At 60.0% G+C, this 25,574-nt stretch carries 26 protein-coding genes and 1 riboswitch; of the genes, 14 read left to right on the forward strand and 12 right to left on the reverse strand.

The genetic code is table 11. From position 1 onward, the window contains the following. Positions 1-320: 320 nt before the first annotated feature. Together BCF11_RS17545 and lpxO are read right to left on the reverse strand one after the other, a co-directional pair. Positions 321-1,385, reverse strand: a complete 1,065-nt coding sequence (locus BCF11_RS17545) for a purine nucleoside permease (RefSeq protein WP_098495881.1) — start codon at positions 1,383-1,385, stop codon at positions 321-323. 141 nt (positions 1,386-1,526) lie between these two features. After that, the gene (gene lpxO / locus BCF11_RS17550) at positions 1,527-2,429 is read right to left on the reverse strand and encodes a lipid A hydroxylase LpxO (protein WP_098495882.1); all 903 of its coding nucleotides are present in this window, start codon (positions 2,427-2,429) and stop codon (positions 1,527-1,529) included. 160 nt (positions 2,430-2,589) lie between these two features. Beyond that, a riboswitch (yybP-ykoY riboswitch) is annotated at positions 2,590-2,758 on the forward strand. A gap of 135 nt (positions 2,759-2,893) precedes the next feature. Here lpxO and BCF11_RS17555 point away from each other — a divergent pair. Continuing rightward, positions 2,894-3,898, forward strand: a complete 1,005-nt coding sequence (locus BCF11_RS17555) for a sodium:calcium antiporter (protein WP_098495883.1) — start codon at positions 2,894-2,896, stop codon at positions 3,896-3,898. A gap of 19 nt (positions 3,899-3,917) precedes the next feature. Here BCF11_RS17555 and BCF11_RS17560 read toward each other — a convergent pair whose 3' ends face one another. Then, the gene (locus BCF11_RS17560; RefSeq protein WP_098497552.1) at positions 3,918-4,241 is read right to left on the reverse strand and encodes a YnfA family protein; all 324 of its coding nucleotides are present in this window, start codon (positions 4,239-4,241) and stop codon (positions 3,918-3,920) included. 164 nt (positions 4,242-4,405) lie between these two features. Between BCF11_RS17560 and sugE the strand changes: the two genes are divergently transcribed. Continuing rightward, positions 4,406-4,726 (forward strand): quaternary ammonium compound efflux SMR transporter SugE, encoded by a 321-nt coding sequence (gene sugE, locus BCF11_RS17565; protein ID WP_098495884.1) that lies wholly within the window; start codon positions 4,406-4,408, stop codon positions 4,724-4,726. Between the two features lie 10 nt (positions 4,727-4,736). Here the strand turns inward: sugE and BCF11_RS17570 are convergent, their stop codons facing one another. Both BCF11_RS17570 and BCF11_RS17575 read right to left on the reverse strand, forming a co-directional pair. Continuing rightward, complete coding sequence (locus tag BCF11_RS17570) at positions 4,737-5,057, reverse strand: ribbon-helix-helix domain-containing protein (RefSeq protein ID WP_098495885.1); 321 nt, start codon at positions 5,055-5,057, stop codon at positions 4,737-4,739. A gap of 71 nt (positions 5,058-5,128) precedes the next feature. Then, a complete protein-coding gene (locus BCF11_RS17575) occupies positions 5,129-5,710 on the reverse strand; it encodes a DJ-1/PfpI family protein (RefSeq protein WP_098495886.1) in 582 nt (193 codons plus the stop codon). A 272-nt stretch (positions 5,711-5,982) separates the two neighbouring features. Here BCF11_RS17575 and folE point away from each other — a divergent pair, with 272 nt between their 5' ends. Continuing rightward, positions 5,983-6,609 (forward strand): GTP cyclohydrolase I FolE, encoded by a 627-nt coding sequence (folE, locus tag BCF11_RS17580; protein WP_098495887.1) that lies wholly within the window; start codon positions 5,983-5,985, stop codon positions 6,607-6,609. A gap of 84 nt (positions 6,610-6,693) precedes the next feature. Here the strand turns inward: folE and BCF11_RS17585 are convergent, their stop codons facing one another. Then, positions 6,694-7,938 (reverse strand): MFS transporter, encoded by a 1,245-nt coding sequence (locus BCF11_RS17585; RefSeq protein ID WP_098495888.1) that lies wholly within the window; start codon positions 7,936-7,938, stop codon positions 6,694-6,696. A gap of 176 nt (positions 7,939-8,114) precedes the next feature. Next, positions 8,115-9,023 (reverse strand): LysR family transcriptional regulator, encoded by a 909-nt coding sequence (locus BCF11_RS17590; protein WP_098495889.1) that lies wholly within the window; start codon positions 9,021-9,023, stop codon positions 8,115-8,117. A gap of 125 nt (positions 9,024-9,148) precedes the next feature. Here BCF11_RS17590 and BCF11_RS17595 point away from each other — a divergent pair, with 125 nt between their 5' ends. From BCF11_RS17595 to BCF11_RS17605, 3 genes are all read left to right on the forward strand, one after another. Beyond that, positions 9,149-10,042, forward strand: coding sequence for an MBL fold metallo-hydrolase (locus BCF11_RS17595; protein WP_098495890.1), 894 nt, complete (start codon positions 9,149-9,151; stop codon positions 10,040-10,042). Beyond that, positions 10,036-10,752, forward strand: coding sequence for a DsbA family protein (locus BCF11_RS17600; RefSeq protein ID WP_098495891.1), 717 nt, complete (start codon positions 10,036-10,038; stop codon positions 10,750-10,752). Before BCF11_RS17595 ends, BCF11_RS17600 begins: the two co-directional genes overlap by 7 nt. 589 nt (positions 10,753-11,341) lie before the next feature. Beyond that, positions 11,342-14,158 carry an autotransporter serine protease gene (locus BCF11_RS17605; protein ID WP_199110904.1) on the forward strand — a complete coding sequence of 939 codons (2,817 nt, stop codon included), beginning with the start codon at positions 11,342-11,344 and terminating at the stop codon, positions 14,156-14,158. A gap of 164 nt (positions 14,159-14,322) precedes the next feature. Here BCF11_RS17605 and BCF11_RS17610 read toward each other — a convergent pair whose 3' ends face one another. Further along, positions 14,323-15,483 carry a saccharopine dehydrogenase family protein gene (locus BCF11_RS17610; protein ID WP_098497553.1) on the reverse strand — a complete coding sequence of 387 codons (1,161 nt, stop codon included), beginning with the start codon at positions 15,481-15,483 and terminating at the stop codon, positions 14,323-14,325. Positions 15,484-15,638: 155 nt separating this feature from the next. Between BCF11_RS17610 and BCF11_RS17615 the strand changes: the two genes are divergently transcribed. Continuing rightward, the gene (locus BCF11_RS17615) at positions 15,639-16,085 is read left to right on the forward strand and encodes an Lrp/AsnC family transcriptional regulator (protein ID WP_061938265.1); all 447 of its coding nucleotides are present in this window, start codon (positions 15,639-15,641) and stop codon (positions 16,083-16,085) included. A 176-nt stretch (positions 16,086-16,261) separates the two neighbouring features. Here the strand turns inward: BCF11_RS17615 and BCF11_RS17620 are convergent, their stop codons facing one another. After that, entirely contained in the window at positions 16,262-17,122 is an 861-nt protein-coding gene (locus tag BCF11_RS17620) for an NmrA family NAD(P)-binding protein (RefSeq protein ID WP_098495893.1), read from the reverse strand. A gap of 111 nt (positions 17,123-17,233) precedes the next feature. Between BCF11_RS17620 and BCF11_RS17625 the strand changes: the two genes are divergently transcribed. The 6 genes from BCF11_RS17625 to BCF11_RS17645 all read left to right on the forward strand — a co-directional run bounded on the left by BCF11_RS17625 (position 17,234) and on the right by BCF11_RS17645 (position 21,880). Continuing rightward, complete coding sequence (locus BCF11_RS17625; RefSeq protein ID WP_098495894.1) at positions 17,234-18,142, forward strand: LysR family transcriptional regulator; 909 nt, start codon at positions 17,234-17,236, stop codon at positions 18,140-18,142. A 135-nt stretch (positions 18,143-18,277) separates the two neighbouring features. After that, entirely contained in the window at positions 18,278-19,333 is a 1,056-nt protein-coding gene (locus BCF11_RS17630) for a permease (RefSeq protein WP_098495895.1), read from the forward strand. A gap of 111 nt (positions 19,334-19,444) precedes the next feature. Beyond that, positions 19,445-20,215, forward strand: coding sequence for a nucleotidyltransferase domain-containing protein (locus BCF11_RS17635; protein ID WP_143751365.1), 771 nt, complete (start codon positions 19,445-19,447; stop codon positions 20,213-20,215). A gap of 277 nt (positions 20,216-20,492) precedes the next feature. After that, on the forward strand, positions 20,493-20,837 hold the full coding sequence (locus BCF11_RS27640; protein ID WP_143751366.1) for a hypothetical protein: 345 nt from the start codon (positions 20,493-20,495) through the stop codon (positions 20,835-20,837). A 58-nt stretch (positions 20,838-20,895) separates the two neighbouring features. Next, positions 20,896-21,261, forward strand: a complete 366-nt coding sequence (locus tag BCF11_RS17640; RefSeq protein WP_098495897.1) for a hypothetical protein — start codon at positions 20,896-20,898, stop codon at positions 21,259-21,261. A gap of 130 nt (positions 21,262-21,391) precedes the next feature. Further along, complete coding sequence (locus BCF11_RS17645; RefSeq protein WP_098495898.1) at positions 21,392-21,880, forward strand: hypothetical protein; 489 nt, start codon at positions 21,392-21,394, stop codon at positions 21,878-21,880. Positions 21,881-21,897: 17 nt separating this feature from the next. Here BCF11_RS17645 and BCF11_RS17650 read toward each other — a convergent pair whose 3' ends face one another. After that, positions 21,898-23,178 (reverse strand): MFS transporter, encoded by a 1,281-nt coding sequence (locus BCF11_RS17650; protein WP_098495899.1) that lies wholly within the window; start codon positions 23,176-23,178, stop codon positions 21,898-21,900. A 155-nt stretch (positions 23,179-23,333) separates the two neighbouring features. Here BCF11_RS17650 and BCF11_RS17655 point away from each other — a divergent pair, with 155 nt between their 5' ends. After that, positions 23,334-24,260, forward strand: a complete 927-nt coding sequence (locus BCF11_RS17655) for a LysR substrate-binding domain-containing protein (RefSeq protein WP_098495900.1) — start codon at positions 23,334-23,336, stop codon at positions 24,258-24,260. Here BCF11_RS17655 and BCF11_RS17660 read toward each other — a convergent pair. Both BCF11_RS17660 and BCF11_RS17665 read right to left on the reverse strand, forming a co-directional pair. Then, positions 24,238-24,789: a GNAT family N-acetyltransferase gene (locus BCF11_RS17660; RefSeq protein WP_098495901.1), complete on the reverse strand. Its 552-nt coding sequence runs from the start codon at positions 24,787-24,789 to the stop codon at positions 24,238-24,240. The genes BCF11_RS17655 and BCF11_RS17660 overlap by 23 nt on opposite strands. Positions 24,790-24,812: 23 nt before the next feature. Next, a complete protein-coding gene (locus BCF11_RS17665; protein WP_199110906.1) occupies positions 24,813-25,532 on the reverse strand; it encodes a helix-turn-helix transcriptional regulator in 720 nt (239 codons plus the stop codon). Positions 25,533-25,574 lie beyond the last annotated feature (42 nt).

Consider the following 25,574-nt stretch of genomic DNA (forward strand, 5'->3'; position numbering starts at 1 on the left):
TCTACACAAGAATACACAAAAATAAACATTGATTGTGTATTTTTGCTTGTCGCTTGTCGCTTGTCGCTTGTTGTTTGGAGATTGGTAATGAGACGCGTCCGGAGGTCTTCGGCGATCAATTGTGAAGAAGAGCAAGTCGCTGCAGTAGTGGCAAAAATCTCAAAAAATGCGTGGGTTACAGGTCGTGCCATCTATTCACGATGACTTGGGCCGCAAATAACGGGCGCAAAAAAAGCCGCGAATGCGGCTTAGAGCGAAGCAAGCGCTGCTTCACAAACAGGTCACGCAGTCAAACGTGACCTTATCCTTGTGTCAACGAATCATCGACGCGGCACGCCGTCACGCCATTCGCCCCAATGGGTCACGATATCCTGCACCAGCGGATTCCCCGCCCGGTACAGATTCTCGGTCGCCGGTACGAAGCCGCCCTGGTCGGCATAGTTGAGCAGGTTGTCGGCGCTGGTTTGTCCTTGATACGGACGGTCAAAATCCGATCCGGTGCGCAATGCAGCCACCCGGCTCAAGTCGACCCGTTTGATGCTGGATGCGCGTTTCAAGGCTTCGAAAGTGGCATTGTCTTCCTGCGCCGTCATGCAGTACACGCCCTTGTTGTCGGTCAGGATCTTGGTCCACTGTCTTGCGCGTTCGCCCAGCAGCGTGCCTGACCACCAGGTATTGCCGGAGGCGATATCGCACTGGACCACGGCCGGCGGCTGGTTGGCCGGCGCATAGCTGAACTTGGAGCGCGCTACCTGCGCCTGCGGGCTGTCCGCCAGCACCACATTGCGCGACAAGGCGAAGGCGGCGTCGGCCAGTTTCGGATTCAGCTGGAAGACTTCGTTTCGGTAGTCGAGCGGCGGCTTGTCGCTCGGGCTCTTGGTGTTGATGCCGAGATAGCCGGTATTCCAGCCGGCTGGAATTTCGCGCGCATCGAGTTCCCACTGGATGCCGAAGTCGACCAGATACTTGGCCCAGGCGGCCGAGCCGACAGTGGCGCGCCCAGGATCGACGCCGGCAATCCCGGAGATCAGGAAATAGGTATGGCGCAGGTCGAAGCGCGAAGAGAAGGTCAGGGCCATGATCGAGGCCGAAGCATTGGCGTAGCCCATGCCGGTGGTGACCACGCAGACGTCTTGCCGGTTGCAATGCACATCCGGATAGTCGGGCGACAGGCCAGGCACGGAGACGGTTTTCCAGGGACCGATGCGATCCAGCCAGGCCTGGCCTTCGGGGCCGAACATGGTGATGATCATGACCTTGACCGGACGGTTCTGGGCATTCGATTCGGCGAGTCCATCGTTACCCCGGTCCTGCGCCAGCGACGGCACGGAGGAGCAGGCAGCAAGCGACAGGAAAGCTGCGGAAATAAGCGAGCGAGTCATCATGGGTTTTCCTTATGGCAAATAGAAGCCGTAGTCTACCCGTGAAAGCCGATTTGTGTTGTCGCAGTGCAATATAAAGACCTGTCTGGCAGGCGTAAAAAAGCCGCCCGCAGGCGGCTTGCCGAAACGCGTTTTACGCGGCGATCAGAGGTAGACGATGGCCAGCGCGACGCCGACGATCAAACCGAACTTGATGCACATGTACAGCGGCTTGCTGAATTTTTTCAGGCGGCGCCGGTATTGGCCGGCGGCCCAGACGAAGCGGAACAGCTTGTTGATGCCGCCGGTCTCGTCGCCGGTTTCGTTAGGCGAAGCCGCGGCGCTCATCATGTGGCGGCCGAGCCAGCGGTTGATGGCTTGCGCCCAGCGATAGCGCATCGGCCGTTCGATGTCGCAAAAGATGATGATGCGGTTGCTGTCGCAGCCGTTCTGCGCCCAGTGGATATAGGTTTCGTCGAACACCACGCCCTGGCCGTCGCGCCAGCTGTAGCGCTGCTGGTTGACTTCAATGAAGCAGCGGTCGTCGTTCGGCGTCACCAGGCCCAGGTGATAGCGCAGCGAACCGGCGAACGGATCGCGGTGCGGATTCAGGGTGCCGCCCGGCGCCAGCTCGGCAAACATGGCTGCCTTGACGCTCGGCGTGCGGCGCAGCAGCTCCACGGTCTTCGGACAGAATTGTTCGGCCGACGGATGGCTGGCGTCATACCATTTCAGGTAGAAGCGCTTCCAGCCGGCCTTGAAGAAGGAGTTGAAGCCGGCGTCGTCATTCTTTTCCGCCGCGCGGATTTTTTCCAGGCCGATCAGTCCCTGCGCTTCATCGCGGATGGTTTCCCAGTTGTCTTCCAGGATCTTGAGGTCGGCGAAAGTGCTGGTCGGCAGATAAGGCGTGTTGGTCGGCACCTTCGAGAACATGTACATGAAGATGTTGAGCGGGGCCATGATCGAGGAATGGTCGAATATCTGCCGAAAGAAGGGCAGGCGGGCCTTGCCGCGGAAGTGCACGTACAACACCGATAAAATAAAAATACTGACTACTGCCCATTTCATGAAAATGTGCTCCGTTGCAAATAAGCCGCCATTTTATCTCTTTTGCGCCTGTTATCTGTTTTCCAAACTGTTTGTTCCCCTGATCTATTGCAAAGGAGAACATTTAAGGCTGCGGCGGCGTGATTGCCGCCGCCAATGTTTCAATGATAAAATTGCGGCTCCTTAGGGGAGTAGCCGCCTTCGAATCTTTTGAAGAGCGCATGTCAACATACTTGGCGCTGTATCCAATTTACGCCATGGCATGCGCGACCGCACGGTTTGGCAAGACCTATGGTGCATTTCCTTTACCCGGCCGGGCGAAGGTGTTGCGCCATTCGTCAGTGCCCGGCCCTCAGGATGTCCCCCATGCTTAATTACCGCCAATGGCAGCGCCGGCGCGCTGCTGCAGCCAGCTTATCCAAGCAGCCCTTCTTTCCATCTGCCTCATTTTCTTTATCGTTGGTATGGCCTTCAGAGGTGTGCGCATGATGCTTGCGATCGCCTTGTTGCTGGGCTCAGCTGTTGTCATCTATTTGTCGTGCGAGTATTTCGTCAACAGCATCGAATGGGTCGGCCGCCGGCTCGGCATCGCCCAGAGCGCGGTAGGCACGGTGCTGGCGGCGTTTGGCACGGCGCTTCCGGAAAGCGTCGTGACCTTTGTCGCCGTGGTGTTCGGGCGCGATGCGGCGCACCGTGAAATCGGCGTCGGCGCCGCCCTCGGCGGGCCGCTGGTGCTGGCCACCATCGCCTACGCGGTGGTGGGCCTGATGTTCATCCTGAACCGTAAAAAGCTCGGCAATATCCTGCTGTCGGCCAGCGCCGCCGCGCGCCTGCGCCGCGATCAAGCCTGGTTCATCGGGATTTTCGTGGTCAAGGTCGGCCTCGGGCTGGTGGCGTTTGCCATCAAACCCTGGCTGGGCGCGGCTTTCCTGCTGGCTTACGGCGTGTATATCTGGGGCGAAATGCGCAAGGAAGAAGACGCCGACGCCGAGATCCACGAGCTGGAACCGCTCAAGTTCCGTCCCCACGATCCGCAACCGCTGCTGGGCTGGGCGCTGCTGCAGACGCTGGTGGCGCTGGTGGTGATTTTCCTGAGCTCGCAGCTGTTCGTGCATCAACTAGGTGAAATTTCGCCCTGGCTGGGGATCTCGCCGCAATTGACTGCATTGCTGCTGAGTCCGATCGCCACCGAGCTGCCGGAAATCCTGAATGCGGTGATCTGGGTCCGGCAGGGCAAGCAGACGCTGGCGCTAAGCAATATCAGCGGCGCGATGATGATCCAGGCCACCATTCCGACCGCGCTGGTGCTGATTTTTACGCCGTGGATGCTGAGCCCCGCATTGATCTGGGCTGCGGCGGTGACCATGATCTCGATGTTTGGCCTGTATGCGCTGCTGCGCAAGGGCATGCTGAGCGGCGGCATCCTGGCGCTGTTCGGTTTGCTGTATGTGGTATTTGCCGCCGGCCTGGGATGGATAGGCGTGCATTGATCAAGCCGATTGAGTGCAGTCAGGCGCGCGCGCCTAAGGCGATCACCGCCGCGCCTGACAGCGCCAGTCCCGCTCCCAGCAGATCGGTCCAGCGCGGCGCAATGCCGTCAACGCTCCAGAGCCAGAAAATCGCAGTGGCGACATACACCGCGCCATAAGCGGCATATACGCGGCCGCTGGCGGCCGGATGCAAGGTCAGCAGCCAGACGAAGGCCAGCAGGCTGATGGTTGCCGGCAGCAGCAGCCAGGCGGAAGCCTTACCGTTCAGCCACAGCATCGGCAGGTAGCAGCCCAGCAATTCGGCGACGGCGGTCAGCAGGAAAAGGGCAAAGGTTTTTGTCATGGCGGAACTGGCGAGGTCAGGGTGAAAAATGCTGCGCATGCGGCCATGGCAGAAAAAAAATATAATGGATGGCGTTGTCGCATTCCATTCCGGCGCCAGGACGACCTGGCGCTGCCGCACATTGTATTTCAACCGGGGACGACCCCATCTTTTATGGAGGTCGCATGGCCTGGATCATTCTCTTACTTGCCGGCATAGCGGAAGTCATCTGGGCTGTCGGCCTGAAATATTCCGAAGGTTTTACGCGAACCTGGCCGTCCATCATCACTTGCGCCGGCATGGCCGTCAGCATCTGGCTGCTGGCGATCGCCATGCGCACTTTGCCGCTTGGCACAGCCTATGCGGTTTGGACCGGGATCGGCGCGGTGGGATCCTTCATTGCCGGCATCGTGCTGCTGGGCGAGGCGGCCAGCCTGGCGCGCATCGCCAGCGTCAGCCTGATCGTGCTGGGGCTGATCGGCCTGAAGCTATCGACGGCAAGCTGAGTTAAGCGGACTAGGCCGAGGCGTTGACCTTGGTTGCCGCAGTGGCTGCAGCTGTTTCTAATCCGGCGTGGGTTTTCAAGGTCTGGTAGCGCAGGCAGGTTACGCGCAGGAATGACGCGAAGTTGCTGGCTTCGCCCAGATGGGTGGTGACTTCATCGTGCAGTTTGGCGATCAGCTGGTTGGTGGTCAGGTCGTTGTCCGCCGCCAGTTCCGCCAGCGTTTGCCAGAACAGGTTTTCCAGCTTGATGGTAGTGATGACGCCCATGATGCGCACCGAGCGGGCGCGCGATTCATACAATATGGGATCGGCCTGGGCATAAATCTGACACATCGGACGCCTCGTTTCTGGTTGTTGCCAATAGCTGGGAAAGTGCAGCCGGCGTGCCGGCCGCACAGCGCCTATCATAACTCGATGCGAGTCCCCAATGCGGTCAGGAACAGGGCCAGCCAGGCCGGATGGGCCGGCCATGCCGGTGCGGTCACCAGATTGCCGTCGCGGTGCGCTGCGGTGATGTCGATTTCCGCGTACTTGCCGCCGGCCAGTTTGACTTCCGGCGCGCAGGCAGGATAAGCCGAGCAGGTTTTCCCTTTCAGCACGCCGGCCGCCGCCAGCAGCTGCGGGCCATGGCAGACCGCGGCGATCGGCTTGTCGGCGGCATGGAACTGCTGGACGATTTCGATCACGCGCGGATTCAGGCGCAGGTATTCCGGGGCGCGGCCGCCGGGGATCAGCAAGGCATCGTAGCGGCTGACGTCGACATCGCTGAACGCCGCATTCAAGGTGAAGTTGTGGCCCGGCTTTTCGCTATAGGTCTGGTCGCCTTCAAAGTCATGGATGGCGGTGCGAATCTGGGCGCCGGCGGCTTTGTCCGGACACACCACGTCGACCTGGTGGCCGACCATCTGCAGAGCCTGGAACGGGACCATCAATTCATAGTCTTCAACGTAGTCGCCAGCCAGGATCAGGATTTTCTTTGCGCTCATGGTGGATCTCTCAGTGGGGTTGGTGGGGCAGGGAAGGTCGAGTATGGGACCGTGAAATCTTGTGCAGGTAATAACGGGTTATTACCGCTCCATGTTTCGATGCTGCATTGCGCAAACCGCAGCTTTGACGAATCCAATGCAGTAATGCGATAGCTGAATTACACTGTCGGCATTAGCCGCAGCGTGATTGCCGAGGTCAACAGACCCTGGATTCAGCATATGTGCGCGGCTGCACAGCGGCAAGTAAAATTCTTTTTAGAAAAGGTAATCAGATGGCCTCAAAAGATTCATTGCCGGCGACGGCGGCTAGCACCTTGTCGGAACGTCCAAGCCGGGCTGAGGCGGAGTCGGCGATCCGCACCCTGCTGCGCTGGGCTGGCGACGATCCTGACCGCGAAGGCTTGCTGGATACGCCGGCGCGCGTGGCGCGCGCCTATGAAGAATTCTTTGCTGGCTACAGCAAGGATCCGGTCGAGATTCTGTCGACCACGTTTTCCGAAGTGGAGGGCTACGACGAGATGGTGGTGCTGACCAACATCCGTTTTGAAAGCCATTGCGAGCACCACATGGCGCCCATCATCGGCAAGGCGCACGTGGCCTATTTGCCGGACCGGCGCGTGGTGGGGATCTCGAAACTGGCGCGCCTGGTGGATATTTATGCCAAGCGCTTGCAGATCCAGGAAAAAATGACAGTGCAGATCGCCGATACCCTGCAGCAGGTCTTGCTGCCGAAGGGCGTGGCGGTAGTGATCGAGGCATCGCACGGCTGCATGACCACGCGCGGCATCCACAAGCCGGGCACCAGCCTGGTGACCAGCCGCATGCTGGGTGCGTTCCGCGACGATCCTTCGACGCGGCGCGAGTTCATGAGCATCATCAGCCAGAAGCGCAACGAGTAAACCTGCTGCCATTGTCGGCTGCCGGCGCCGTCTGGCGTCGGTGCAGGGAGCGCATGCGCTCCCTGCATTCCTCCTCAAATCCCCTCAAATCAATGGTCCCGCTTCTTTCTCTTCATGGCCGGTCAGCCGCGCCTGCATGGCGCGCGCCACCACGCTGCGCGACAAATACCAGTACAGCGCAATGACAGCGGTCGAGAACAGCGCAAAGCCCATCATTCCCGCGTACAGGTAAAACACCTTGTACAGTTCGATGCCGACGCCGTACAGGGTCATGTTGATCATGCCCATGGTGGCGGCCACGGTGGCTTTAGAGACCGGGCTTTCAGTCAGGGTGAAGCGGATCATCACCGCCGCCGACAAGCCTTCGCCGAAAGCGATCACGCTGATCGCCGCCACCAGGAAGTAGGGCGTATCGAGGAAGGCGGCGCCGAACAGCATGATCAGAATGCCGAGCGCGATCGGATACAGCGCGATCTTGATCGAGCTGCCCAGGCGCCAGCGGTCAACCTGGCGCGCCAGCACCAGGTTGCCGGCGATCAGGCAGGCGAACACCGGAATCTGCCAGTAGCCGTATTCGATCACGCTCAGATGGCCGTCGGCCACCAGGATTTCCGGCGACATGGCGATCCAGCCGATCAGCGGAATCGCCAGCAAGGGCATGCACATCGCCGCCTTGACGAAGTGCAGGTTGCCGACCACTGCACGGTAGTCATGCCAGATCTGCGTCAGCGGCAGTTTTTCCTTGCGCGGCTTGACGGTTTCAGGCATGTGCCGCGCCAGGCCGATCAAGGCTATGGTGGCGATCGCGGCGATGAACACGAACACCATGCGCCACGGCAGCACTTCAATCATGAAGGCGCCGGCGACCGGGCCGATCAGCGGCGCAATCAGCGCCACATTGGCCATCAGCGCGGTGACCCGGATCGCCGCCTTTTCTTCGAAGGCTTCCTGCACCACGGCATAGCCGACCGAAGAAATGAAGCACAAGCCCATGCCTTGCAGCACGCGCAAGGCGATGAAGCTTTCGATACTGCGTGAGAACAGCGTCGCCAGGCAGGCGATGATGAAAAACAGGGTGCCGCCCAACATCACCGGACGGCGGCCGATGCGGTCCGAGAGCGGTCCGAACAGCCATTGGAAGATCGCGCCGCCGACCAGGAAGGCGGTCATGGCAGACGCCATCCAGGCCGCGCTGGCGCCGAATTCGCGGGTCACTGTCAGCATGCCCGGCTGGATCATGTCGTTGGCGATGTATACCGAAAACTCGAACAGGACCAGGGCCAGCGGAAACATCAGGGTGCTGCGGGTAAGCGTGGAAATTTTTTGCATTGTTTGATTCGCTTGGTAAAGACGGGGTGAAGCTGTAAAGCCAGAGATCGGGCATCGCGCCGGGCTGGCCGGTTTGCGATTAGGTACAGGGTGCTGACCGAGCTATTGCGGCAAAGCCGCACATGGCGTCAACGGGTGAAGTTGTCTGGCGAAATCGCCTGAAGAAATTAGTTAATTCAATTGACCGGCGCTTCCCAGCCGGAGTCTGCGCTGAATTCCTCGACCAGGAAATCGAGCATGGCGCGCAGGATGGCAGGCATTTGACGGCGCGAAGCATAGACGCCGTAAATACTCAATTCGCGCGGGCGATATTCGCCGAGCAGCGCCCGTAGTCTACCATCATGCAGCAATCCTGAGGCGGCGTGCAGCGGCTGCAAGGCAATCCCGGCTCCACACACCGCCGCTTCCAGCAGCACCGACGATTCGTTGGCGCTCATGTTGCCGCCTACCGGCACTGCGACCGGCGCGCCATCCTTCTCGAATTCCCACAGGCTTTTACCGAAATAGGAATAGGTCAGGCAGTTGTGCAAGGCCAGGTCTTCCACGGTTTTCGGCGTGCCGTGCTGCTCCAGATACGACGGCGCCGCCACCACTACCGAATGGCAAACCGCCAGCTTGCGTGCAATCAGGTTGGGATCGAGCGCATTGGTGATGCGGATCGCCAGGTCGACCCGTTCTTCGATCAGGTTGACGGTACGGTCCACCATCAGCATGTCGATCGCGGTGCCGGGATAACGCTTGAGGAAGCGGGTCAGCAGCGGCACCAGATAGGTTTGCCCCATCGACATGCTGAAGGTCAGGCGCAGCGTTCCGCGCGGCGTGTTTTCGGGCGCTGCCGCCGAGGACTGGATGTCGCCGGCCATGTCCAGCATTTGCCGGCAACGCGGCAAGGTGTCGCTGCCGGCCGAGGTCAGGCTGAGCTTGCGGGTAGTCCGGTGCAGCAGGCGCGCACCCACCCATTCCTCCAGTTCGGCCAGGTAGCGGGAGACCATGGCGCGCGACATGTCCAGCTTGTCGGCGGCGGCGGTCAGGCTGCCTTGGTCGGCAACCTCGACAAAGACTTGCATCGCGATCAGTCTGTCCATGGCTATTCCTGTCTATATGATTAATTTGATCGATTCATGCAACAAACTAATCGTCATTATGGGGTTTTTTGCATCGTTTTTGGCAACTATGATGATGGTTCTTTCACCTCATTCTGGAGATATCGATGTTCAAACGCACAGTATTCCGCTCGCTGCTGGCAGCTAGCGCCGGCCTGATGATCGCCGCTTCCGCCGCTGCTGCTACGTCTGCACCGCAGCCGCTCAAGCTGGAAGTCTATAATCCGGGCGCCAATGGCATTTTCCCAGTGTCATCCGAGCTGATTACCGGCAACACCGACGCCATCGTCATCGATGCCCAGTTCGACCGCGCCAGCGCCGAGCAACTGCTAAAAAAAGTGCAGGACAGCGGTAAGAAGCTGACCACCATCTACATCAGCCACGGCGATCCTGATTACTACTTCGGCTTGGAAGTACTGAAAGCCGCTTATCCGGAGGCCAAGATCGTGGCGCCGGCGCCGGTAGTCGCCCATATCAAGGCCACCATGGAAGGCAAGCTGGCGTTCTGGGGCCCGAAGTTGGGCGCCAACGCACCTAAGCAGCTGATCGTGCCGGAAGCGCTGGAAGGCAACACGCTGACCCTGGAAGGCCGCAAGCTGGAAGTCATCGGTCTCGACGGCGCCAGCCCGGACCGCAGCTTCGTCTGGATTCCATCGCTGAAAGCCGTGGTGGGCGGCGTGCTGGTGGTCGGCAATGAACATGTGTGGACGGCTGACACCCAGACCCTGGCCTCGCGCCAGCAATGGATCAAGATGCTCGACAAGATCAGTGCCCTGCATCCGAAAGTCGTGGTGCCAGGCCATTTCAGCGCCGGTGCGCCGCAAAACATCGAATCGGTGCGCTTCACCAAGGATTACCTGAAAACCTATGAGGCCGAAACCGTCAAGGCCAAGGATTCTGCCGCCCTGATCGAAGCGATGAAGAAGCATTATCCGAACCTGGACGGCGTCTCTTCCCTGGAACTGGGCGCCAAGGTCAGCAAAGGTGAAATGAAATGGTAGAGCGCGATCATTGCAGCGACGGCAGCTGCGAACTTCCCGACGCCGCAGCCAATGCCGAAGCAGCAGCGCCGGCAGCCGCCAGCAGCACGGTGCTGCACTATATCTACGATCCGCTGTGCGGCTGGTGCTACGGCGCCGCCCCCTTGCTGACGGCGGCCCGTGAGATCGACGGCCTCTCCATCGTGCTGCACGGCGGCGGCATGATGACCGGCAGTAATCGCCGGCAGATCAGCACGCAGCTGCGCAACTACGTGATGCAGCACGATCACCGGATCGCGGCGATGAGCGGCCAGCCGTTTGGCGACGACTACTTCAATGGCCTGCTGCTGGACACCACGGCGATACTGGACTCGGAACCGCCGATCAGCGCGGTGCTGGCTGCTGAAGCCGGCAGCGGCCGCGGGCTGGACATGCTGGCGCGGATCCAGACTGCGCACTATGTGCAAGGCTTGCGGGTGGCCGATGCGGCGGTGCTGCGCAGGCTGGCGCTGGAGCTCGGTCTTGATGCGGCGCAGTTTGACAGCGCATTTGCGACCCAGCAAGGCGCGGCCACGCAGGCGCATATCGCTGCCAGCCGGGCGCTGCTGAACAAGGTTGGCGGCCAGGGCTTTCCTACTTTCGCCCTGCAGCGCGGAGAGAAACTGCAAACGCTGGATGCCGGACGCTTCCTGGGTCAGGCGGAAGCCTGGAAAGCGGCTTTGCAGGGGTGATGCAGGTCATCCAGCGTCTGACGCTTTTCGACAAAAAGTCTGCCGCGAGGCAGTAATGCTGTTCAGTTAGGGCAGAACGACATGGCGTAGGGTGGGCACTCCGTGCCCACGCAGTATCATGGATATTCGTGTCCCTGACATTCGTGCCCCGGCTCCGCGCCCCGGTCCGTCCGCGTGGGCACGGAGTGCCCACCCTACGAGTTCCGCAAATAAAAATGCCGTTCAGTCTTAACTGAACGGCATTAGCCGCGAGGCAGGCTTTTTTTCGTCCCGATCTGTCGTCTCAATGCCGAAAAAGGCTTTACGTCAAAATGTTTTCAGTTTGATATTTAGTTATTAATTTGTGGTCATTTATTGGTAACTACTTGCTATTTTTCAGTAAAGATGACGATCTTGCATGCTGTGATTTCACAACAATTCACAAGAACTGCTCATTTTTTTAGCATTTAATGACAGCTTTGTATTGTATCGATTCTTGCGCGACGGTATCTTTGCAAGCAAATTTTCACCACGTAATTTGGCGTAAAGCACTGGGAGGACAATTGTTTTCAGACTGTGTTTGCCGCAAGTTATTCAATCGAGTAGGCCCATGAATCGCAAACACATCAGTCGTTTTCCTTTGTCAGTAGTTTCCATCGCCGTCATGAGCACGCTTGCAGCCTGCGGCGGCGGAGGCGGCGGCTCCAGCAGTCCCGATGGCGCCCAGCAGCCGGTCTCCACCAATCCGGCGCCAACCACAGCGGCGCCGGCAGCGGCAGCGCCAATCCTCAGTACCAGCGATCCGAGCAATGCCAATGCGGCCCATGCGCGCGGCCTCACCGGCGCCGGCGTGACGGTGGCGGTAGTCGATACCGATTTCAATGTCTCCGATCCGGAGTTTGCCGGACACCTGGTCAAGACCGTGTATGCCAGCGGCGGCGCCGGCAATCCGCACGGCAGCGAAGTGGCGGAAGCCCTGGGCGGCAGCAGCTACGGCGTGGCGCCGTCGGTGAGCATGCTGGGGGCCACGGTCGGCACCGGCGGCGACAACGTTTCTTTTAACACCCCGGTGTACCAGGATTTGTTCAACAAGGGCGCGCGCATCTTCAACCAGTCGAACGCATTCGGCTCGATCGCCACGCCGGCCGGCAATGGCCCCACCTTCTACAACATTTATCAGCCTTTCGTCAGCCAAGGCAGCCTGTTTATCTGGGCCGCCGGCAATGACGGCAGCGCCCATCCCAGCCTGACAGCCGGTTTGCCTGCCCTCTATCCGGACCTGCAAAAGGGCTGGCTGGCCGTGGTAGCGGTGAACGCCGCCGGCGGCGCGCAAGGCTACAGCAGCAGCGATACCACGCCGGGCGTGCTTTCCAGCTATTCCAACCGCTGCGGCGAAGCCGCCAACTGGTGCCTGGCGGCGCCCGGCGATTTCATTTCGGCGACGGCCAACGGCCGCGTCTACGGCACCTCGTTTGCGACGCCTGCGGTCACTGGCGCCGCGGCCCTGGTGCAGCAAGCCTTCCCCTGGATGAGTGCCGACCAGATCCGCCAGACCATCCTGTCGACCGCCACCAGCATGGGCGATACCGCCACCTACGGCTGGGGTTTGCTGAATGCCAGCAAAGCCGCCAGCGGGCCGGCCTTGTTCGATACCCGGCTGACGCTGGGCGGCAATTTCATCGCTAAATTTGATGCTGTCAGCTCGACCTTCGGCAACGACATCGGCGGCAATGCCGGCTTGCTCAAGGATGGCAGCGGCACGCTGACCCTGGCCGGCAATAACACTTACAGCGGCGCCACCGAAGTACTCAAGGGCACGCTCAATCTCACCGGCGCGGTGGCTACTGCGGTGACGATTGACAGCACAGGCGTCCTCTCCGGCGCCGGCGGCAAGGTCGGCGGCAGCGTGTTCAACTACGGCCGCCTCAGCAATACCGGCAGCGGCATGACCATCAACGGCAATTACACGGCCAGCGCCAGCGCTGTGTTGGCCAATCAGTTTAATTCGACCTTGACGGTAGGCGGCAGCGCGGCGCTCGGCAATTCGCACCTGGTCGCCACCACGCCGGCCGGCAGCAGCGATCCGTCCGGCTACGTGGCGCAGCAGGTCGGCGTCAAAGGCAAGGTGCTGACGGCCGCCAGCGGCGTTAGCGGCCAGTTCCAGGACGTCTCGTTCGAGCACGACGGCACGGCATTCAATCCGGGCACTTTCCTGAGCGCGACGCTGGGCTATACGGCTAACGAGGTGGATCTCACCATCGCCCGCAACAGTGTGCAGGCGGTTGCGGCGCAAGCGTTTGCCGCCGATCCTACCCGCAACAACAGCGCCGCCAACGTCGAGCAAGGGCTGAAAGCGGCCGACGCCATGGTCGCCAGCGGCAACACCGGCGGCAGCAATGCGGCCTTCCTGAGCAGCGCCGCGGCAATCCAGCGCACGGCGGATATTGCCGCAGCGGGCCAGGTGCTGGACAGTTTGTCCGGACAGATCTACGCCTCGTCGCAAGCGCTGACTTTCCAGCAGTCGCAAGCCATCAACCGCGATTTGTCGAATCGCCTTGCGCTGCTGGGCAGCCCGATTTCACAGGACGCCAAGGCAGGTTTGTGGGCCAGCGTGATCGGCGCCACCGGCAAGCTCGGCCAGTCGGGCTATTCCTCGGCCGACACCTCGACCTGGGGCGGCCAGTTCGGCTTCGATACCCATTTGAATGACAAGGCGATCGTCGGCGCCGCGCTGTCCTACTCGGAAAGCAAGGCCAGCTTCGATCGCTTCGGCGGCGCCTCCAACAGCCAGGACGCCAGCCTGTCCCTTTACGGCCGTTATGCGCTCAGCAAGGACGGCGTGTATGTCTCCGGCCGCGCCGGCGTCGCCAGCATCAGCAGCAAGATCAACCGCACGGCGATACTCGGCAGCGAAGTCGACAGCCTGTCCGCCAAGCATAACGACAGCATGATTTCGGCCTATGCCGAAACCGGCTACGTACGCCAGCTGTCGCCGACCTCGACGCTGACGCCTTTTGCCGGCATCAGCTATGACCGTCTCAAGCGCGGCGGCTTCAGCGAAAGCGGCAGCGCGTTCGGCCTGACCGCCGGCAGCAGCACTTATCAGCAGACTGCAAGCGTATTGGGTTTGCGCGGCGACACCAAGCTGGACTGGTTTGCCGGCAGCAGCAATCTGCAAGCCTATGGCGCCTGGCAGCACGGCTTCAACGGCGGCAAGCTGGATTTCAACGCGGCCTTCGTGGGCGCGCCGACAGCAGGCTTTAACGTGCAGGGCATCGGCCTGCCGCGTAACAGCGGCTGGGCCGGCATCGGCATCACCACCGCGGTCAGCCGCAAGTGGAGCTGGTACGGCAATTACGATGCGCAGTTCGGCAAGGGCGGCGTGGTCAACAATGTGTTCTCGGTTGGCGCCCGCATGTCTTTCTGATGATGGCAGAACCAATCTCGCCTTGATCTCGGCGCAACGGGACAATAAAAAACGGCCGGTATTACTCGCGAGAGCTATACCGGCCGTTTTACCAACTACTCTTTGTTCGTGTGTTTCCGATCAGCGTATGTAACCTGCTTATGTAATCCGCTTATGTAATCCGCTTATGCAACCGCTTTCAATTTGTTGAAATCGGTATTGCTGGCCGGTGCAAAGCCGCCGTGGGCAGGCGCGTGGCTGGCGTAGAACTGTCCAAAGCGGTTGCCCAGGAAGTCGGACAAAGTCGCTTGTTCCTGGCGCACGAAGCCGCTTTGCGGCAACACGCCGGTCACCACCAGGTCGACCATCGCGCAAATGCCTGCCGCGGTAGTCAGCTGGATCGCCGACAGCAGCTGGCCGTTGACGTGCTGGCTGTAGATCTTCTTGGCATAGGTTTCTTGCTCAAGACGGCCGTCGCGCATGCCGCTGACGCTGACGAAAGTCAGCACCACGTCTTGCTTGGTGATCGGGATCGAGGTTTCCAGTACTTCTTTCAGGATCGGACGGCGTTCCAGCTTGCCCAACTGCAGATCGCGCACCAGGATCTTGATGATGTCGCGATGGCCAGGGTAGCGCACGGTCTTGTAATCCAGGTTCTGGATCCGGCCTTGCCAGCTTTCGCACAGGGTGCCGAGGCCGCCCGAGGTATTGAAAGCTTCGTAGTCGATGCCGTCCAGCGAGAAATGCTCCAGCTCTTCCAGCGGCGAAGTTTCGCGCAGGGTGCCGTCGACAATCGCTTCGCAAGGATTGCAGTACTCGTTGATCAGGCCGTCGGTGCTCCAGGTCAGATTGTATTTGAGCGCGTTGCTCGGGAAGGTCGGCAGCGCGCCCACGCGCATCTTGACGTCGTGCAAGGTTTCAAAACGGTTGGCGACATCGTTGGCGACGATCGAAATGAAGCCGGGCGCCAGGCCGCATTGCGGCACGAAGGCGGTGGTCGAATCCTGGGCGATCGATTTGACGAAACGAGTGCTCTCGACATCTTCGGTCAGGTCGAAGTAGTGCGAGTGGGCGGCTTTGGCCGCTGCCGCGATGACCGGGGTCAGGAAGTAAGGGCAGGCCGACAGGGTGACGTCATGGCCGCTGATCAGCTTGGTCACGGTAGGGGCGTGCGAGATATCCGCCAGGATCGTTGTGACGTTAGGAAAACCCGCCTGTTTCACGTACTCCAGGCGTTGCGGATCGCGGTCGGCCACGGTCAGGATATAGTCGCCTGTGTGCGACAACAGGTTGAGGATAGCGTCGCCGATCTTGCCGGCGCCTAATAGGATCAGTTTGGTAGTCATGTCGTCGCTCACTCTTGGTTATGTAGTTATGGTCAATGCTGCTGTTCTGCTGACACCATTCTAAATTCAAGCAAAGTCAGATAATAGAGTGTAAATAGTCGTCAAAATGTATAATAACGATACAATTTGACGAACATTGAAGATGGATTGTCGCGATGAGAGAGAAACTCGACGAAGTCGACCACAAAATCCTGGCCTTGCTGATGGATGACGCCCGGCTTTCCATGGCCACCGTCGCCAAGCGCGTCGGCATCGCCCGGACTACGGCGATAGCGCGCCTGGCGGCGATGGAAAAGAAGGGCGTGATCGCCGGTTACGGCGTGCGCCTGGACCTGGAGCTGTACCAGCCGGCAGTGCGCGCCTATGTCGGCATTTCGATCGATTCCCGCAACGCACCACTTTTAGTGCAGCAGTTGCAAAAAATGTCACAGGTAGAGACGCTCTGCGCGGTGAGCGGCGTGATCGATTACATGCTGACCTTGCGCTGTCAGTCGACTGACGAACTGGACCGCCTGCTGGACCAGATCGGCGCCATGGAAGGCGTGCGGCATACTTCGACCTCCATCATCCTGAGCAAGCGGATCGATCGCGGCCCGATTTGAGCCGCCCGAGAGATATGTGATTTATCTATAACTGTTATACAAATAATAAAGCAGACATCGATGCTGCACTGCCATATAGTTACACCTGTCTCCTCCAACACCTCCTAAGGTTTGGATTCAACCCGCTACCGCAAGGTCAGGCGGGTTTTTTTTTGCCCTGGCAGATAACGCGCTTGTTACACGGCCGGTGCCGCCAGTAAATTCTTCAACACGGTGGCCAGCGCCACCTTGCCTTTGCGCGGCGGTCCGGCAAATTCGATCCAGCCCTGGTTAAAGCCGTCCAGCATCTGCATGCGCGGCTCAGGATCGGCCGGGCTCTGGGCGCTGAAAATCTCGCGCCAGGTCGCGCGCGGCACGGCTTCCATGCGTACCGGCTGCGCCAGCAGCTCGGCAAAGGTGGCGGCGATCTGGTTCGGCGTTACCCGTTCCGGCCCTTCCAGCTCAACGATGCGCTGGCCTTGCCATTGTTCCAGCAGCAATTCAGCCGCCACCCTGCCCACATCGGCGGTGGCGATCATCGGCACTGGTTTGTCGAGCGGCTGCAGGAAGCTTGGAATCACGCCGCTGTTGCGTGCCGGCGCCACATCCCATAAGGCGTTTTCCATGAACCAGGCCGGCCGCAGGAAGGTCAGCGGCAGATCCAGTCTGCCCAGTTCGGTTTCCATGATCTGCAGCTGGGTCAGCAGATTGGTTTGTGTCGCCTGCGCGCCGATCGTCGACAGGCACACCACTTTGGCCGACCTGGCCGCGGCCAGCGCCTGGTACAGCGCTGCCACTATGCGCCGTACCTCGGGAAAGCCGGGCGACGGTGCAAAGTTAGACGGCAACAGGATGAATACGCCGTCGACGCCGCTGAACGCGGCTTGCAGCGCCGCCGCATCGTTCATCTCGGCCAGCGCCGTTTCGCAACCCTGTTTTGCCCAGACTTCGCCCTTGGCGGCGTCGCGCACCACGGCGCGTACGGCATGTCCCTCTGCCAGTAAGGTGCGAGCCACTGCACCGCCGACCTGACCGCTGATACCTGTGATTGCATACATTTCATTTCTCCTGTTGAAGACGACTGTTGTCGCATTGGCGAGAATTATGCAGCGCCGGGTTTGATTCTCCGATAGCATGAGTGTCATTGATTAAATGACTAGAAATCACTAATGAGTTTCGACGGACGCCTGGTCGGCGGCATGGCGGTGTTGTCGGCAGTGGTAGACGGCGGCAGCTTTGTGCAAGCCGCCGAAAGCCTGGACATGACGCCTTCCGGCGTCAGCCGCGCTATTGCCCGGCTGGAAAAGCGGCTGGGCATCCGTCTGTTCGACCGTACTACGCGCTCGGTCACGCTGACCGATGAAGGACGGCGCCTGTATCAAGAGATCGCGCCCTTGCTGGCCAGCCTGGAGCAGGCTGCCGATGGCGCCGCCGGCAGTGCCAGGGCAGTGCGCGGACGCTTGCGGGTAAATATCGATCCGTATTTTTCCCGCCTGATTCTCGGCCCGGCGCTGGACCAGTTCATGAGCAGCTACCCCGAATTGCAACTGGACCTGTTCACCAGTAACCAGCTGGGCGATCTGGTGGCTGACGGCGTCGACCTGGCCTTGCGTTTCGGCCATCCGGCCTCGTCCTCGCTGGTCGCCAGGAAACTGCTGGAAACCCGTGTCGTGACGGTTGCGGCGCCGGCCTACCTGCAGCGGCACGGACGGCCGCAGACGCCGGCCGAACTGGACAGCGGCCAGCACGCCCGCATCGAATTCCGCGATCCCGAAACGGGCCGGCCGTTTGCCTGGGAATTCCATCGTGGCGCCGAACGCATCACACTCGCCAGCAAAGGCCGGCTCACCGTCAACGACGCCGGTACCCTGTATAGCGTGTGCGAGGCCGGGCATGCGATCGCCCAGGTGTTTGAACTCGGGGTTGAACGCGTCTTGCAGGAGGGCCGGCTGGTCGAGCTGTTCCCAGACTGGCGCGACGAACTGTTCCCGCTGTATGCCTTGTATCCCTCGCGCCATCTGCCGCCTGCCAAGGTAAGCGCCTTCCTGGAGTTTGTGAGCGCCTTGTGCCGCTCTTGAGCGGCTAGGGGCGACAGTTGCCAGACATGCAGCAGAGAATCGCGGGCGCCACGCCAATAATGGCTGCCGCCGTGCTGTATGGCGCTTGTGCTGGGTTATCATGCGTTGTCTTCGTCAACTATCAATTACTCCGCCATGAACACTCTTTCTTCTCCGTCACCCGCAAGAGGCCTGTCGTTCTGGTGGAAGCCCGCCTTGTTCGTACTGGTAGCCGTGATCGGCCTGTACTACGTCAAGTGGTCGCCTTACTACCTGAAATCTTTCATCGCCGCCGACAAGCACAGCATCGGCGCCTCGATCCTCAACGACAGCCCGGGCGAACCGGTCAGCGCAGCCTTGAGCTACGCCAAGGTGTATTTCCTGGCGATCTGGAAAGCCGCGGTGCTGGGTGTGATCCTGGGCTCCCTGCTGCAAGTGCTGATTCCGCGCGACTGGCTGCTGCGCATGTTCGGCGGCAGCAGTTTCAGCTCCGCCTTGCGCGGTGGCCTGTTCGCCTTGCCGGGCATGATGTGCACCTGCTGCGCCGCTCCGGTAGTAGCAGGCATGCGCCGCCAGCAGGTTTCGGTGGGCGCGGCGCTGGCCTTCTGGATCGCCAATCCGGTATTGAATCCGGCGACGCTGGTATTCATGGGTTTCGTGCTGGGCTGGGGCTTCGTCGCCTTGCGCCTGGTGGCAGGCATCGCACTGGTGCTGGGCGTCGCAATGATCGCCCAGCGCATTTCGCGGCCGGAGCAAATGCCTGAGGCAACCCTGGCAGCGGTGGCTGAAGCCAGCGCTCCTGACCAGAAAGATTTCATGACGCGCTGGGCGCGCAGTCTGTGGCAGCTGTTCTGGAGCACCATCCCGGTGTACGTGCTGGCAGTACTGGTGCTGGGCGCGGCGCGGGTCTGGCTGTTCCCGCACGTCGACGGCGCCATGGGCAACGGCTTGCTGTGGCTGCTGCCGATGGCGATTGTCGGCATGCTGTTCATGATCCCGACCGCCGCCGAGATTCCTATCGTGCAGACCATGCTGTCGCTCGGCATGGGCATGGCGCCCGCGGTGGCGCTCTTGATGACGCTGCCGAGCGTCAGCCTGCCTTCGCTGCTGATGCTGCGCAAGGATTTTGACGGCAAGGTGCTGGTGGTGGTGGGCTTGCTGACGGTGCTGGTGGGTGTGGTCAGTGGGTTGGTGGGTGCGTCGCTGCTTTAATCCGCCGTATTCATTTATCTTCGGCGCCAGGCTCGATCGTCAGGATGATTTAGCGTTGGCAGATCCCGATAATCCTGGCGCACTGGGATTTTCGTCATGTCGGGGAGTAGCGTGTTGAAGCAAGAAGGCGTTGATGAACTTGGCTATATCCTGACTGTGGGTCATCAGCCGATACAGCCAGCGTTCCAGGTTCTGGTCGCGGATGTGTTGTCAGCACTGAGCTCGCAATTCGAGAATTTGATCCATAGCATCTATCTGTACGGCAGCGTTGCCCGTGGCGATGCAGCCGTGAGCCGTTCCGATCTTGATCTGACGTTGGTATTGCTTCGAGCAGCAGCGCCAGATGAAAGCAAGCAGCTGGAATCGATCCGCAGCGCGCTGCAGGCGGCACATCCCGAGGTCGTCAAAATCGATTTCGATATCGGAATCCTGGCGGACGTCACCGCTGCTGACAGCGTGAACAGCTGGGGCTTCTGGCTCAAGCATCATTGCCGCTGCCTTTGGGGTAATGACCTGGCGACCGGGTTCGATCCGTTCAAGCCGTCGAAGGCAATCGCATTGGCTGTCAATCGTGATTTGCATGATGCCATGGATAGCTACGCCAAGCGAATCGAGACGGCTTCCAATCGCACAGAGATTCAGCTCCTGAAAAGAGCGGCAGCGCGAAAGCTGATTCGGGCTACTAATATTTTGCGATCGGACGACGATCTATCTTGGCCCCAAAGCCTGGACAATTATGCAGACTCGTTTCTGAGACTGTATCCGGCTATGGCAGATTCTATAAATTATTTTCTGTCCGCAGCGAGCGGTGCGCATGACATTTCGGACGATTTCGTCATGCGCTTGCGCTCGTTTACGAATTGGCTGCGAATGCAGCATTGACGCAGGTCGCCTGGAATCGGTTGAGTTCATAAAGGCTGCTATCCGATTGCGGTTGTGTAAAGATGGAAGATTTTTTATTATTGAGAATTTCATAAAACAGGACAAGCCATCATCCTGAGAATCGATGTTGTAGGGTGGGCACTCCGTGCCCACGCGGTGCCGTGGGCATTCATGTTCCGAGCTTCGCGCCCCGTCGCGTCCGCGTGGGCACGGAGTGCCCACCCTACGGGAGATTTGTCGTCATTTAAGAAAGTATCAATAGATACGAATAAACACCATGTCAGACCGACCCGAACTTCTCGATTACCTAGTTTTTTTTGAATCTGAACCAGAGATTCTCTATCCGGGAACGGGATGGTATTGCGGTTCGAAATTCGTATCGAACCGTGGTGACGATCATATCGTCGCCGTCGTTGCGCCCGATGAGGGAGAATTTGCGTTCCAGTGGTGGCAGAATGATCTTCTTCGTGCAGATTTTAATATAGCCAAGGTGATTGAATGGAATCTGGAATGCAGCTCCAAAAGAGAAATTTTATTTCTCAAATTTGGGCAAGATGGCAACGGATTTTTCTCATTGCAATTAAAACCTACCATTAGTGTTTCATGGATTTCTCCATGGTGATAGGCTCAAAAATCGCAGATGTACTCTATGTAGAACTAGATTCCTGAAGCTGGTAGCGATGGAGTGGAAACCTATATCGCAAGGCCAATTGCGGGAAAAATTGAATGAAGCCCGCACCAGAATGTGCCCGTCTCAAGAACATCTGTGGAACGCCATCAAAATAATTCCCGAGAAATGGTCGCAGCATCCATATGGCGATGTTGGAGGCGGTTTTTGGGCAGTGGCAGTATTTGGTGAATTTGTGGTTTGGTATAACGATATTGAAGATGGATTCAATCGTTCACTCTACAAGACGCATGGCGTCATTGAAGATTACAGATGCAATCAAGATGAACTGGAACGGATCGTCCAGCAGATATTAAGCATGATCGAGAACGGTTACGATCAGGGGTCTTATATAGGTCCACCTACGGCTATGGGATGATTTTTTCATGCAGAAAATGACTGATAGAAAACACGCTTTTCTTCTTACACTGCTATTCGGAGTATTCGCTGCTGCTCAGGCTGCATCCCTGCCAAAAAACATAGCCGGACAAATCCCCGCTGGCTACGCCGTGCTTTCCTTCAAGAGCGGAGAGCTGAACGACGACAAGCTGGAAGACTTCCTGGTCGCCATACACAAGACCGACGAAAAGACTATCGCCGATAAGACCGGCAAAGCGCCGCGCCGTCCGCTCTTGTTGTTTGTCCAGAATACCGACGGCACATACACTTTAGCCAGGCGCAACGACCACGTCATTTTTGCCATCGATGAAGGCGGCCAGTGCGATCCGTTTGAAGACGGCGAGGAGGGGCTGGCGATCAAGAATCATTACTTCACTATACAAAACAGCGTCGCCTGCGGCGCCCATTGGACCGATTACATTACTTTCCGCTACGAGCCAAAAATGCAGGACTGGATTTTCCACAAGCGCGTCAGCGAAAGCTGGGTCATGAACAACAGCAACGATCCGAATGCTGACGCATTGATTCTGGGAAACCGGCGGCTTGAAAGCGGTAAGGGAAAGCTGCCCGTGCCGTTTGAAAAATACAGCGCCGATTAAAGCGCCGGCATAGCGTCTCAAGCTGCCTGGCAAACCATCGTCGCTTGAACTGGCTTTGGAAAGAACGGCAGAGCAATCATAGCCAGCACGCTGCCCAGCAGCCACACGCCCGACCAGCTGGCTAGCGCCAGGATGTGGGGAAGCGCCAGCGGCGTCAGGAAGCACATCACGAACACGCTGGTGTTCGCCATGCCGAGTGCGGTGCCTGCATTGCGGGCGCCGGCGATGGTCGCCAGTTCGGTATAAGCCACGCCGTGCCAGGCCGATACGCTGACGCCGGTAATCACCAGCATCACGAGCAGCAGCGTCCCCGTCAACGGTGTAACTGCGGGCAGCTGGCCGGCAAACGTCACCAGCGCGGCAAGTGCTGCAAAGGCGACCGCAACCGAGATGGTGCAGAAGCGCAGGTACTCGCGGCGATTGCGGTTGCGGTCGGTCCAGCGGCCGCTCCAGACCCGCATGATCATGGCGCCGCCTTGCAATGCAGCCATGGCGGCAGTGATGGCAGCGATGCCGGCGTGGCCGAAATCGTGCAGGAATACCGTGCCGAAGGACAGTATCGCAAACTGCGGTGCGCACAGGATGCCGATGGCGACGACGATGCTCCACAGCTGGCGGTCCTTTAGCGGCGCCGGTCCGGCGACCGCTGCTTTGGCAGCCTGGCCTGATGCTTTGTCTGCCGGCGCGGCGGCAGGTTCGTGCAGCCACAGCCAAGTGAAGAACAGGGTGACGAGGCAGAACAGGGCGAGTACGCCGTACACGGCGGCAAAGCCGAGATGGGCCGCCAGCACCGGCAGGATCAGGGCGCCGGCGGCGCCGCCCAGCGGTACCGCGGTCTGCCGAATGCTCATGGCCATGCCGCGTTCGCTTTCACCGAACCAGGTCATCACGGCGCGGCCGCTGGAGCCGTTGACGCTGCCACCCAGCAGGCCAACCAGCAACAGCCCGCCGGCCAGCAATGGCAGGGCCGGTATGTGCCCGGCGACAGGCGCAACGAACAAGGCCATCAGCGCCAGCGCCGCGGCGGTAGCGGCGAGGCCGGTCAGCAGCACCGGGCGATCGCCCCAGCGGTCGGTCAGCAGACCCCAGGGCAATTCGCTGATAGCAATGCCCAGGCCCATCAGGCCTAGTACGAGGCCCAACTCTGAATTGCTTAAATGATAACTTGAGCGAATCAGCACTGCGGTAATCGGAATACCGCTGAAAGCGGCTGAGAAACTGGCGTTGGCCGCTACGCCGACGCCCAGCACTTTCCAGCGATGGCGGCGGTCATTGGTGAAATCTGCAGAGTGGGACATCGAAATTCTCCTGTGATATATGGGCTGGCAAGAATCAAGGGCGGGTAGAAAGAAACGCACTTGTTTTAACTGCTTGCAGCAAGTATCGCTTTGCGCGATACTTTTGAATATCAGATAGTTTTGAATCGATTGTTTTGAAAAACAGGACGATTAATATGCGACAAATCAGCTTTGACCTCGATGTGCTGCGCACCTTCACCACCGGCATCGACCTCGGCAGTTTCGCCAAGGCGGCCGATCGGCTGGGGCGTTCCACCTCGGCGGTGAGCGCCCAGCTGAAAAAACTGGAAGAGCAAGCCGGCGCGCCGATTTTCCGCAAGGCCGGGCGCGGCCTGGCGCTGACCGAGGCCGGCCAGACCTTGCTCGGCTATGCGCGGCGCTTGCTGGAACTGAATGACGAAACCGCCAGCGCGGTGCGCGGGGTCGAGCTGGAAGGCGAGGTCAGGCTGGGCTTGCAGGAAGACTTCGGCGAGGCGCTGTTGTCGTCGGTGCTGGGGCGCTTCATGCGCGCTCATCCCAAGGTCAGGATCGAGGTCTGCGTCGCCCGCAGCAGCGACTTGCGCGAGCGCGTGACAATGGGCCGTATCGATCTCGCCTTGCTATGGGAGAGCGCCGCGCCGGCTTTGAATGGCGAGCGGGTCGCCGATCTGCCTTTGTGCTGGATCGGTCCGGCGCACCCCAGCGCCAGCTGGAACCTGCCGGCCGAGGAACAGGAGCTGGCCGCCGCGGCCGGCGCGCCGGTTTCACTGGTGCTGCTGGATGCCCCTTGCCTGCTGCGCGACCTGGCCTCGAATGCGCTCGATGCCGCCGGAATCAGCTGGCGCCACGCCTTCACCAGCGCCAGCCTGTCGGCCCTGTGGGCGGCTTCGGCGGCCGGGCTAGGCCTTACCGTGCGGACGCCGATCGGCATGCCGGCCAGCCTGCGCATCCTCGATCCACAGGAGGCCGGCCTGCCGCGCTTGCCGTCGATAGGTTTGTCGCTCTATCGCGCGCAGACAATCGCCGGGCCGGCGGTGAACCGCCTGGAGGAATTGCTGCTGCAGGCGGTGCAGGAAGCGGTCAAGCGGGTCGCCGCGGCGTAGTGCTGTTCACTGGCGGCGCCGGCGCAAACCAGGCCATCATCAGGTCGGTCAGATAGCTGCCGTCCGCCAGCTTGATGCGTTTTTCAAAACGGCCTTCGAGCACGAAGCCGAATTTTTCATACAGGCGCCGCGCCGCCGTGTTTTGTTCGCGCACCCGCAGTTCGATTCTTTCTATGTGCGGCCGCTGTTGCGCCCATTGCAGCAACGCTTGCATCAGTGCGCTGCCGACTCCCTGCCCATCCGAACCGCTATGCACCACCATGCTGCCAAGCGTGAAGACATGCGCCAGCGATACGCGCGGCGCCACCGGTTCGAGCACGGCATGACCGACTATCACGCCGTCTTTTTCCGCCACCAGATAGCAGCCGACAGCAGCCAATGCGCGGATTTTCTCGGCATAGACGCTTGCTTTCAATTCATCCGGGTGCGAAACCAGCCGGCCCGGTGTCTCGGCAATCCGCCGCTCTGCGGCGCATAGAATGGCGGCGTCGGTTTCATGCGCTGGGCGGATATGGTATTTCCTGTGCATGTGCCTTACTTTCCACTGTGCGTCTATCTAGCGGTGGCGGCAGCCGCCAGCATACGTTCATCGATATCGAGCTGTGCCTTCAAGCCGGCCCATCCCTTCGGCGTGACCTGGATCGCGCGCGATGATTTTGTCCGCCGCAGCCAGCCGGCGTCACACAAGGCGCTCATCAGCTGCACTCCCAGCGGCCCGGCCAGATGATGGCTGCGTTCGGTCCAGTCCAGGCATTGCCGCGCAAGGCCGTTGCGGGTCGGCTTGAGTGCGTCGATATCAACCCCGATCACGGTAAACCAGGCATGGCCGGCGGCCGACAGCTCGAACTGTTTGTCCGCGCTTGCTGCGATAAAGCGGCGCTGCTGCAAGGCCTGCGTCACGGCCACGCCCAGCTGTCCCGCCAGGTGGTCGTAGCAGCAGCGGGCGAAGCGCAGATCGCGTGCGGCCCGATTCAAGGGTTTGCGCCTGACGGCGTCGACGGAACTGATGGCGGCAAGATGTTCAAGTGCAGCAGCCACATGCGGATCGCTCAGGCGATAGTAGCGATGGCGGCCTTGCTGCTCGCAGCTGAGCAAGCCGCCATACAGCAGCTTGGCCAGGTGGGCGCTGGCGGTTTGCGCGGTCACGCCGGCGGCATGCGCCAGCTCGCCGGCCGGCAGTGCGCTGCCGTCGAACAAGGCCATCAGCATGGCGGCGCGCGCCGGCTCGGCAATCAGGAAAGCGACGGACGAAATATTCGGTTGTGGTGACACGGGCGGACCTCCTGCACAGGCTTGCAGCAATTACGAATTGCC

The organism is Collimonas sp. PA-H2, from assembly GCF_002564105.1.
Lineage (GTDB): Bacteria > Pseudomonadota > Gammaproteobacteria > Burkholderiales > Burkholderiaceae_D > Collimonas.

Bases quoted from the DNA above. Each gene is read 5' to 3' on its own strand.
- BCF11_RS17590 (WP_098495889.1), bottom strand. From the start codon at position 9,023: ATGGACAGACTGATCGCGATGCAAGTCTTTGTCGAGGTTGCCGACCAA.
- BCF11_RS17560 (WP_098497552.1), bottom strand. From the start codon at position 4,241: ATGACAAAAACCTTTGCCCTTTTCCTGCTGACCGCCGTCGCCGAATTG.
- BCF11_RS17610 (WP_098497553.1), bottom strand. From the start codon at position 15,483: ATGACTACCAAACTGATCCTATTAGGCGCCGGCAAGATCGGCGACGCT.
- BCF11_RS17625 (WP_098495894.1), top strand. From the start codon at position 17,234: ATGAGTTTCGACGGACGCCTGGTCGGCGGCATGGCGGTGTTGTCGGCA.
- BCF11_RS17570 (WP_098495885.1), bottom strand. From the start codon at position 5,057: ATGTGTCAGATTTATGCCCAGGCCGATCCCATATTGTATGAATCGCGC.
- BCF11_RS17555 (WP_098495883.1), top strand. From the start codon at position 2,894: ATGATGCTTGCGATCGCCTTGTTGCTGGGCTCAGCTGTTGTCATCTAT.
- lpxO (WP_098495882.1), bottom strand. From the start codon at position 2,429: ATGAAATGGGCAGTAGTCAGTATTTTTATTTTATCGGTGTTGTACGTG.
- BCF11_RS17655 (WP_098495900.1), top strand. From the start codon at position 23,334: ATGCGACAAATCAGCTTTGACCTCGATGTGCTGCGCACCTTCACCACC.
- folE (WP_098495887.1), top strand. From the start codon at position 5,983: ATGGCCTCAAAAGATTCATTGCCGGCGACGGCGGCTAGCACCTTGTCG.
- sugE (WP_098495884.1), top strand. From the start codon at position 4,406: ATGGCCTGGATCATTCTCTTACTTGCCGGCATAGCGGAAGTCATCTGG.
- BCF11_RS17615 (WP_061938265.1), top strand. From the start codon at position 15,639: ATGAGAGAGAAACTCGACGAAGTCGACCACAAAATCCTGGCCTTGCTG.
- BCF11_RS17650 (WP_098495899.1), bottom strand. From the start codon at position 23,178: ATGTCCCACTCTGCAGATTTCACCAATGACCGCCGCCATCGCTGGAAA.
- BCF11_RS27640 (WP_143751366.1), top strand. From the start codon at position 20,493: ATGTCAGACCGACCCGAACTTCTCGATTACCTAGTTTTTTTTGAATCT.
- BCF11_RS17575 (WP_098495886.1), bottom strand. From the start codon at position 5,710: ATGAGCGCAAAGAAAATCCTGATCCTGGCTGGCGACTACGTTGAAGAC.
- BCF11_RS17660 (WP_098495901.1), bottom strand. From the start codon at position 24,789: ATGCACAGGAAATACCATATCCGCCCAGCGCATGAAACCGACGCCGCC.
- BCF11_RS17630 (WP_098495895.1), top strand. From the start codon at position 18,278: ATGAACACTCTTTCTTCTCCGTCACCCGCAAGAGGCCTGTCGTTCTGG.
- BCF11_RS17585 (WP_098495888.1), bottom strand. From the start codon at position 7,938: ATGCAAAAAATTTCCACGCTTACCCGCAGCACCCTGATGTTTCCGCTG.
- BCF11_RS17620 (WP_098495893.1), bottom strand. From the start codon at position 17,122: ATGTATGCAATCACAGGTATCAGCGGTCAGGTCGGCGGTGCAGTGGCT.
- BCF11_RS17595 (WP_098495890.1), top strand. From the start codon at position 9,149: ATGTTCAAACGCACAGTATTCCGCTCGCTGCTGGCAGCTAGCGCCGGC.
- BCF11_RS17640 (WP_098495897.1), top strand. From the start codon at position 20,896: ATGGAGTGGAAACCTATATCGCAAGGCCAATTGCGGGAAAAATTGAAT.
- BCF11_RS17545 (WP_098495881.1), bottom strand. From the start codon at position 1,385: ATGATGACTCGCTCGCTTATTTCCGCAGCTTTCCTGTCGCTTGCTGCC.
- BCF11_RS17600 (WP_098495891.1), top strand. From the start codon at position 10,036: ATGGTAGAGCGCGATCATTGCAGCGACGGCAGCTGCGAACTTCCCGAC.
- BCF11_RS17605 (WP_199110904.1), top strand. From the start codon at position 11,342: ATGAATCGCAAACACATCAGTCGTTTTCCTTTGTCAGTAGTTTCCATC.